At 54.2% G+C, this 9,161-nt stretch carries 6 protein-coding genes; all 6 read right to left on the bottom strand.

From position 1 onward, the window contains the following. Nucleotides 1–259: 259 nt before the first annotated feature. Nucleotides 260–1,639: a hypothetical protein gene (locus tag FBQ85_21200; protein ID MDL1877655.1), complete on the bottom strand. Its 1,380-nt coding sequence runs from the start codon at nt 1,637–1,639 to the stop codon at nt 260–262. 47 nt (nt 1,640–1,686) lie between these two features. Beyond that, nucleotides 1,687–2,724 carry a hypothetical protein gene (locus tag FBQ85_21195; protein MDL1877654.1) on the bottom strand — a complete coding sequence of 346 codons (1,038 nt, stop codon included), beginning with the start codon at nt 2,722–2,724 and terminating at the stop codon, nt 1,687–1,689. A gap of 167 nt (nt 2,725–2,891) precedes the next feature. After that, a complete protein-coding gene (locus tag FBQ85_21190; GenBank protein MDL1877653.1) occupies nt 2,892–4,187 on the bottom strand; it encodes a hypothetical protein in 1,296 nt (431 codons plus the stop codon). 394 nt (nt 4,188–4,581) lie between these two features. Continuing rightward, nucleotides 4,582–7,407, bottom strand: a complete 2,826-nt coding sequence (locus tag FBQ85_21185) for a T9SS type A sorting domain-containing protein (protein ID MDL1877652.1) — start codon at nt 7,405–7,407, stop codon at nt 4,582–4,584. A gap of 391 nt (nt 7,408–7,798) precedes the next feature. Beyond that, complete coding sequence (locus FBQ85_21180) at nt 7,799–8,155, bottom strand: hypothetical protein (GenBank protein ID MDL1877651.1); 357 nt, start codon at nt 8,153–8,155, stop codon at nt 7,799–7,801. A 483-nt stretch (nt 8,156–8,638) separates the two neighbouring features. Next, the coding region (locus tag FBQ85_21175; GenBank protein MDL1877650.1) for a sigma-54-dependent Fis family transcriptional regulator at nt 8,639–9,161 on the bottom strand (523 nt) is incomplete at its 5' end.

Genomic DNA, 9,161 nt, shown 5'->3' with positions numbered 1-9,161 from the left:
CAAATAAACTTTAGAAAAGCCTTAACGAACCTGCGTCCGTAGTGCAATAGGCAGATTCCAAATTCCATATAAACAAAAAACGGAATGCACGGAAAAATCTCATCAAGAATGCTTTCTCCGTTCACTCCGTTCTCCCATATTGATTTTGTTCATAAATAAAACAACCAACCTACCGCCCGGGCGATTTGTCATGTAAGAATTGGTTGTTTATTTGATTCATGCTTCATGACTAATCGCCCGGGCAGTTTTTCGTCCAAGTTCAATACATCGGATACTCCATTCCGAAAACATTCACCTTGCCGTTGATGTGCTTGGTCTTGTCCGTGATCTCGCCAAAGGCATCGATTACGCCTTGATGGCAAATGGTGCAGGACGACAGGCTGTGTTCAACGTGCCCGGTGGGCGGCAGACCGTGACACGATCCGCACGCGACGGATCCCGGCGTGACCCAATTTGGTGCTGCCGAATTTCCGGTCATGACTTCAGCAGTAAAGATGAAATCATTCGAGGACTGCGAGCGGCGCAAACCCCAGTTGCCGTGGCAATAGGTATTGGCGCAGGTATTGGCGTTGGCGTCGTAGCTGCCGTTCGGTACGCGACTACCGCCTTCTGTCACAAAATTGGCCAACGGCCCGCTCAGCGCAGGTTCCACGCGGTTGTTGCCGTCAATGTGCGTGGGCGCAAAGAAATTGTTCGGCACCACGTGGCATTCCTGGCAAACCTGCTCGGTCGACAAAAAGTCGAAAAAATTAAAATGCGCGGTATGCGCGCCCACCGCTGGTTCAGTCGGAAGGGTTTCGCCGTCCAAACCCTCGGGCGGAGCGGCGTTGATCAAAACCGTCGCATCGCCGCTCGCATTGCCGTGACACAAATTACAGGCCTCCGGGCCGCCTTGTTGAGCGTGGCAAGTCAAACAGGATGTGCTCTCTTTCACCACGGAATAATCCTGGCCATGACAAGACTTGCAGGAATTCAAATCGTAGCTATTATCTCTCAGAAAAACGAAATGCGAGGCCGGTCCTGCCACAAAATTATCCGGATGCGGGTAGCTGGCGTGGCATTTTTTGCATGAAACGCCGGAGGTGCCGCCGCTCAAATCCGTGCCGTGGCACGCCTGGCACTCCTGGGCGTCATAATTCTGTGCAGCCAGCAATGCGCCATGAAAAGTTGCGGAAGAAGGATCGAGCCAGCCCTCTGCATGCGGATAGGTGGCGTGGCAAGTGCGGCACGAAACACCGGAAGTGCCGCCGTCGAATTGCGTCCCGTGACAAGCCGCGCATTCCGTGAGGCGATAATTCTGCCCGGCCAGCACTTTGCCGTGAAACGTTGCGCCGCCGGAACTGAGCCAACCCTCCGGATGCGGAAATGTGGTGTGGCAGGCTTTGCAGGAGGATTTAACGATGCCGCCGTCATACTGATTGCCGTGGCATTCGCGGCAGCTTGCGGAGTTGTAATTCTGCTGCGCCAAAACCTTGCCGTGAAAATTCGCGGAGGCGGGATTCATCCAACCGGCGCCATGAATCTCGACTTCGTTCTGCGGGGCGGTCGGCGCCTCTTGCGGCTCGCTGCACGCCTGCACCAGCAATACGGCAAACGGCAACAGCAGGAGAAAAAATTTTTTAATCGGCATGATCTTCATTGCAACCTGCCCTTTTCAAGTGCATTCTCAATCGCTCGGAGTAAAGATTATTTGCGGCCGGGCGCCAAATTCGTATGGCACAACACGCACGAAGGATCGCGGCCTTCCAAATCATGACACGAGGCGCACGATTCCATATCGCGGCGCGCCAGCACGGCATGTTGGCCGCCGCCGCTGCCCGCGCCAATACGCACGAAATCCGCTGCGCGATGCGACAGCGGAAACGGCGCGCCAAAGCCCGCGGCTTGATTGCGCGTGTGGCACTCGGTGCAAAACGTCTGTTGATTGTGGCACGAAAAACAATCGGATTGCTTGGCGCGAAAATCCAGGCTGTGCGTGAACAAATAATTCAACTCATGCACATTTTGTTTGACTGCAGGATTCTTGCCCGAAGGCTGCGGCCGGTTTTCCGGCACGCTGCGCAGCAAATCGCCGGTGGTGAATTGCGTCGCGGCTTCGGCGTGACACGTTTGGCAGAAATTATCGTTGTGGCAGGAGGCGCAATCACTCGTGGTATGATCGGCGCGCACCAGGCGTTTATGCTGCTCCGACCAATCCGGCACGCGATGCGACAACGGCAGCATGGTTTCCACGCGCGGGTGGCAGGACTCGCAGGCGTTCGTGGCTTTCACCTCGTTGTGGCAGGAATTGCAGGAAGCCATGACGGGCAAATAAGCAACGCTCGGCGCTTCCGATTGCTCGATGCCGGCGTGGCAGGTCGCGCATTCAAGCTGCTGCCCTGCGATATGTTGTTTATGGTTGAACACGATATCTTCGCGGTTGGGCAGGGCAAAGGCCTCGAGATTGTCGACGTCGGTGTGGCAGAATTTACAATCGTCGGTGTTCTCGCTTTCGACTTCCGCATGGCAGCCGGAACATTCGGCGTGTTTGGGAAACAATAATTCTTCCGCTCTTTCGCTGGAATCTGCTGCCGCGTGACACGTGCTGCACTCCGCGCCCACGTCTACAATGTGTTGCTTGTGGGAAAATTTGATTTTGGCCCATTGCGCGACAGGATCATTCCACGAGGTTTGCCGGTCTTGCGCACTCGCAAAACTTACCATAAACAAGAGACCCAGCAACATTGAAAAGAATTCACGCAAAGACGCAGAGACGCAAAGACAACGCAGAGCTTTTTTCATTGTGATACTTGTTGAGCGTACATCTTGACTTGCACGATTAAAGCTAAGGCCTGCCGGGAGTCTGCCGAACCGGCCTGCCCGCGTTTGGCTGAACACGTTTTCCGTCCTCCTCATGATGAAGCCCCGAGCTTGGTGAAGAACCAATATTGCATGCGGAACAAAAACCGGACATCATTTGAGTAGTAGCGATTATGCAACAGTTGCAGTTGGCCGTCGAACGTCAGCGTCTTGTGCGGCCGCACCAACAGCCCGGCGGCGCCGGAAAACAGCGAGACGCGCTCGGCCTCGCCCGCGTCGAGCTTGTATGCGGCCCACGAAAGTTGCACGTTAGGCAAGAACCTTCCCCGCTGCAAAGGATAGTGAAGCGAGGCATTAACGCCGTCCAGATTGCCGGCGTATCCGCTGCGGTGCACGTAGCTCAAACCGCCGTATTTTAAATCCGTGCCCACGGTGAAGCGCCGGGAATTATCGCCGTCATAAAAAATGCCGGCGACATTGCCGTAAAAACGCAGGGCCGGCTTGTATTGAAAATAAAAACCGCCTTCGAGCTCGTGATTGTCTTCGACATTAAAAGCGGAGAACAGGGAATTCCACGGCAGGCGGGGCGAACGAAAGATATAATTGCCGGTCACAATCAGTTGGCGCGACACTTCGGCGCGGGTGGACAATTCCGCGCGCGTGATTTGTTCGGCGTGAAAATCGTAATCACTGCGGGCATAGAAAGAGGCTTTGGGACTCACGAACCAGGAGGCGTCAACAGAGCCGACGCGATAGGCGCGATCTTCCGGTTCGACAAAAAGCGTGAGAACATTACCGATGGAATCGGCGCGCAGCGCATCATAACCCGGGCGCAATTGCCGCTTGTCGAAAAAGCTCAAGCCGATACTTAAATCGGGATTGGGCGTCAGCACCGCTTGCCCGCCGGCCATGTAGTTTTTGTCCAAATCATCAATAAGCTTGAGGCGTTGATCGCTGGGCAGCAATCCGCCGCCAAAGGCTTTCAGGCGCAGCCAGCGGCTGGCTTTCACTTTGATTTGCGCGCCATCAATCGTGCCCACGGCGCTGCCGCCAAACACCGGCTGGCGGCCGAGCTGCACATCGACGCGCTTAGCGAGATTCTTCCATTCCAAAGAGAGATTATACATGCGCGCCTTGCCGTCGCCTGCGAGACGGGTGTTGAAATCGCGGTCGAGTTGGCCGTAGGTGCGCAACCGCACCTCCTTTCCGCCGAAATCGAATTGAAACGTTTGATAGCCGCGCGCCTGGCCGGTGTTGACGCCGATGGAGTCGCTGCGTTCATAAGCATAAAACGAGCTGGTGAGACGGCCGGAGAACGTCTGCGCACGCAGCAGGGCAGGCAACAGCGCGGCCAACATTGACACTAACAGCCATTTCAAGCGAATCATGAAGCCGCCTTTGTGATCGAAGAAGCCTAACAACGCCGTCCAAAGACGCGCTGCGTCCGGGCGGGAGGGATTAATTCAAATGCGGAAAATCTTAATGAATCTTAATCATGAAAACAAGTGTTTGTTATAATTTTGCAATAAAATCGCCCCCACCCGGCATCGCCTACCTGGAATGAGAGGTAAGCGTCGCGCCATGGTTTACAGCCGGACATCTTATTAGCCACGGATGAACACGGATTTTCACTGATTTTTTCTGCGGAATAAAACCGCTTCTTTCCAAAATCGAGTATTGTTAAAAAAGCCGCGCCCCAAATCGGTGATCTCGGGCGCGGCCAAACTCAACACCTTACAAACTGCATGCTAACGAAGAAGACTGCCGCGACGCTTCACCAGTCTACTTCGTCAAAACCATCTTCTTCATCGCCGTGAATTTGGAGGTTTCCAGACGATAGAAGTAGATGCCGGAGGGCAGTTGATTACCCGCTTCGTCACGTCCGTCCCACACCACGGTATGATACGCCGCGGGTTGTGAACGATCAATCAAGCGCCGCACTTCCTGGCCGAGCGCGGAGAAAATCACCAACCGCACATGATCAGGCGAGGGCAATTGATAGTTGATCGTGGTTTCGGGATTGAACGGATTGGGATAATTCTGCTGCATCGCAAATTCGGTCGGCACACCGCTGCTGCGTTCTCCCACCGTGGTTACGGCGACTGGCAATTCGGCGGAGAATTGGCTTTGATTTCCGGCGAAATCATAGGCCGACAGGCGATAGTAGTATGTGGTGCCGCGCACGATGTCGGTGTCAACATAGTTGTTGTCGATCAACGTCGCGAGCGGGGTCATGCCAGCAGGATCGAATCCAGCAGTGGTGCTGCGGTAGATCGCAAAATATTTGAAATCCGCATCAACCGGTTCGTCCCATTGCAACGCGACGGTATTCACCACCTGACTGCCCACCACATTGCTGGGCGCAAAGGGCGCGAGATTGTCAACAGAATAGCCGCTGTCAGGCGCGGTTTCATAAACCACTCCGCGCGACTGGCCGGAGATGAAGAACACAGACCAGTGCATGCCGTCGGCTGTGCTGTCATAAACCGTCGGCACTACCGTGCTGTATACTTCATAGCCTGAAGCCGGCAACCAGCCCACAAAATCCCAGGTTCCGGCTTGGTTGACGACGTAGCGTTTGCCCACGTTGCCTTGCACGCCCGCGGCGATCAAATCAGCCTTGGAGGACAGTTGGATGCCCGTGGAGTTGGCGGCATCATCAACCCGGCGCCAAATCGAGTAACTCGTTACCGCGTTGGTGGCTGCCGGGCTGTCGGCCGCGAATTTCGACCACATGACGCGGACTTGCTTGCCTTGATCTTCAGGCACGTCTTTAATCATGCTGATGGTGCCGGCGCCGATATCGCCCGTGGTCAGCGTCGCAATCGAGCGGCGCAGTAATGCAATGGAGTAACCGGCATTGTGCGCGCCAAAGCTGCGATCTTCCTCAACGAAGAGGAAATTATACCACGCCTTGGCCAGCGTCTGGCGGCGCGCGATTTCCTGCGGCGTCATGCTCGCGTCCCATTTGTAGTTCGCATTGACTTGCGCCGTGGTTGCGCGCGGCGGCAGCAACTCGTCGAGATGGTGCAACAAACCTTCGATCTCATGGCGAGTGCTTTCAATGGTGCCGTCTTCGTCATAGTCGGCCTTGGCCATAATGTCGTTAAACGACTTGATCGGACCGTGGCACGTCTGGCAGGCTGTGACGTTTTCAATATCATCGCTCGGATCATCCGGCGTGCCATTGTCATCTCGCATGGACCAGGTATGGCCGCCAATCTTGTCATGCCCTGGCTGGCCGGCTGCCGGTGTTTCCGACATATGGCAGGTCACGCAGGCGTCAACCACGGCATACTTGTGACCCGAACTGCCGATGGGCACGCCGTATTCCACTGCATTCGAGCCGTCAACCATGTCAGCTTGATTGCTGTAGTGCGGGCCAAAGTGCGTGCTCAAATTGCTCGGATTTTGGACATAATCTGCGGCATCACGGCGGCTGATGTGGCATTGCATACAGACTTTGCCCATACCGCCATAATTGACCACGGTCAGCGTATCGCCCAACTGCACATTATCCAACGAGCGTACCATGTTCGGTAACTGTTCCGAACGGTGCGGATCGTGGCAGACGGCGCAACTGATCTGTGAAGCGCCGTTGGCCGGGCGGGTGTCCGGCGTTTTGGGGTCAATTCTGCGAATAAATCCCCAACCGGAATGGCATTTGGCGCAGCCCGAAGAAACCGGACGATTCGCGACGGATTCAAACGTGGGGCTAAAAATGCCATGCACAGAGTTTTTCCACTGTGAACTGATGCGATGATACGGCTCTTCTTCGTGACAAACGCCGCAGGAAGCTTCGTCCAGAGTCATTGCAATGCCATTCTTAACGCCTTTATGCTCGCTGCCCGGGCCGTGGCAGCTTTCACACTGCACATTCGCGCGCGCTGCCAGTTTGGGATTGGTCGCCAACAAGTTGGCATAATTGCCCGGTTGCAACACCGCCGGGAACGTCCAACCCGTTTCGCGCGCCACATCATCAAAACCGTCATTAACGGCGGTGGGGCTGCTATCAAAACCCACGGTATGGCATTCAATGCATGGTTCAGCATAGTGATCGCTGGCAAGGCCGTCAATCGCATTCTTGAAAATGGTGGAATGCCCGGTTTTGGTCCACGCATTAAAGTTGGCAAAGTGACATAGGCTGCATTGCCCTTCCGCGGGATTGGAAGGCAAGCCGTCCATGCCGCCAACGCCGACGAACTTTGCCGAGGTTATGGTCACTGCGCGAGGCGCGCTAGTGCCGCCGGCAGTGGTAATCACCAACTGCACCGTGAATTTTCCGACCATGTCCGGTTTAAACGTCGTCTGCTTTTTGTTGGTGCTGTCCAACGCAGCAGTTGAGCCGGTCGGCCTCGCGGTCAGCGTCCAGGCGTAGCTGGTCACCGCTGCGCCCGCGGAATCCGATCCTACGAGATAAACCACTTGGCCCACGCCCACCACAGACAAACCCGTGGAGCGCGGAGAGGTCCAGCCCAAATCGTGAATTTCTTGCGGGCTGTAGCCTTCAATCTTGATTTTGGCGGTTTGCGCCCAAGCCGAGCTGGCGGCGAAAACCAGCATCACGACAACCGAGATGATACTGTTTAATCCTAACAATCTCTTCATAAACACCTCCGATGCGACTTCTTGACAAGTCAGTGGCAAGCCAAACAACCATGAAAGTTCACTGCAATTCGCGGGGCTGCACCTCCTTTCACTCAGTCATATTTTTCATTTTGAAATTTTTAAGATGAAGATAGGCAACTGTTATACCCTGAAAAAATTATGGCTAAATCAACATAAATTATTGATTTTTCAGCTTATCTTTTCCCGAAGCCATCGACCATTTTTTCCAGATTTGCGAAACTGCTCGGGATTTTTCGCAAATTGCAGAAAGTACCAGCATCACAGGCAGAACTTATCGCTCGCTGAGCCTGCCGAAGCCTGCCCTATCCGAGAGCTACCGCAGGCTGAGCCTGTCGAAGCCTGCCGGAGGCTGAGCCTGTCGAAGCCCGCTTCACTTACCCGATTGCAGAGCCGCCTGCAACACCTCGCGCAACACTTGCGGGTCAATCGGGCGCTGGCAAAAATAAAATACCTTTTGCTCACAGAATTTCACGCCCGTGGCGTGGTCAATGTAACCGTCATACAGCACAATCAACGGAACTTTGGGACGCAACTGGCGCACAAGCTGAATCCAGACCAGGTTGTCGGGATCATCTTGATCCCAATCAAAAATGGCGACTGCCGCTTCTTCGTTCAGCAATTCCAACAACCAGCCAGCAGCCCGGCGCTGCGTGTGCGGCACAAGTCCAAGCGCGTTGCCGAGTTGTTGGCAGGAATCAATCAAGCTGCCATCACTGCTTTTAACCATTGCAACTGCTGAATGCATGGCATTGCCCTCGGCCACAACAACTTATTGGAATTGCAAATCTACATGTCAAATAGTGTTCCGTCTGTGAATGGATTCTCATTCACAGACATTCATGGCATCTAAATTATTGATTATAAATGCGCGGATAGATGATGAGCGCGGCAAGGGCGAGTTTGATGAAAACAGCGACTGAGACGTTGGTGTCTCAGTCACCTCATTTCGTTTTGACTAAAGCTCATATTAATCAAACTATTTCGTCTCGTTTCAAGAAACAGCGATGTGGGAAACCAATGTCTCAGTTTGTGAGGAGAGTTCGGAAAGAATTCGGATTTGGCGTTCAGGCAGCCAGCACGGAAAACAGTTCGTTTCATCGCAGTCTGAGCCTGCCGAGTCAAGCATTCCCGCAGGCTGAGCTTGTCGAAGCCTGCCGAGTCAAGCATTCCCGCAGGCTGAGCTTGTCGAAGCCTGCGACAAAAATCGGCTTCACACGGTTTCAGAAGTCTCACGCCATTCATGCGCTTTCAAGGAATGACGATTGAGCAAACGATGCAAATTGCGCCGCGTCATGCCCGACTCGGTGGCGATTTTAGTGACATTGCCCTGGTGTTTCACCAACATTTCCAACAGATATTGGCGTTCGATCTGTTGAATGGCCATTTGCTTGGCTTGCACCAATGAAAGCTTGCCGTTTTTAGGCTCGCTCAACTCAGGCATATCCTGGAGGAAATGAGCAGGGAGATCGGCCAGAGTGATCAAATCGCTGTGCGCCAGGGTAATTGCGCGCTGCACGACATTTTCAAGCTCACGGATGTTGCCCGGCCAGCGATAACGCTCGAAGCGCTGCATCACCTCGTGATTGAAGCCGCGAATCTTTTTGGGAGAAAATTTCAGGGTTTCCTGCAAAAAATGGGTGGCGAGAGGCAGGATGTCTTCGCGCCGCTCGCGCAGCGGCTGCAGGTGAATGTTGATGACGTTCAGGCGATAATACAAGTCACTGCGGAAATTG

This window comes from Cytophagia bacterium CHB2 (genome assembly GCA_030263535.1).
GTDB lineage: Bacteria > Zhuqueibacterota > Zhuqueibacteria > Zhuqueibacterales > Zhuqueibacteraceae > Coneutiohabitans.
Note: the sequence above shows the minus strand (reverse complement) of the source record. Positions and strands in the feature narration are given on the sequence as shown.

What these genes read in the sequence shown, in the direction of transcription:
- FBQ85_21185 (MDL1877652.1), bottom strand. Translation starts at nt 7,407, where the DNA reads ATGAAGAGATTGTTAGGATTAAACAGTATCATCTCGGTTGTCGTGATG.
- FBQ85_21200 (MDL1877655.1), bottom strand. Translation starts at nt 1,639, where the DNA reads ATGAAGATCATGCCGATTAAAAAATTTTTTCTCCTGCTGTTGCCGTTT.
- FBQ85_21180 (MDL1877651.1), bottom strand. Translation starts at nt 8,155, where the DNA reads ATGGTTAAAAGCAGTGATGGCAGCTTGATTGATTCCTGCCAACAACTC.
- FBQ85_21195 (MDL1877654.1), bottom strand. Translation starts at nt 2,724, where the DNA reads ATGTTGCTGGGTCTCTTGTTTATGGTAAGTTTTGCGAGTGCGCAAGAC.
- FBQ85_21190 (MDL1877653.1), bottom strand. Translation starts at nt 4,187, where the DNA reads ATGATTCGCTTGAAATGGCTGTTAGTGTCAATGTTGGCCGCGCTGTTG.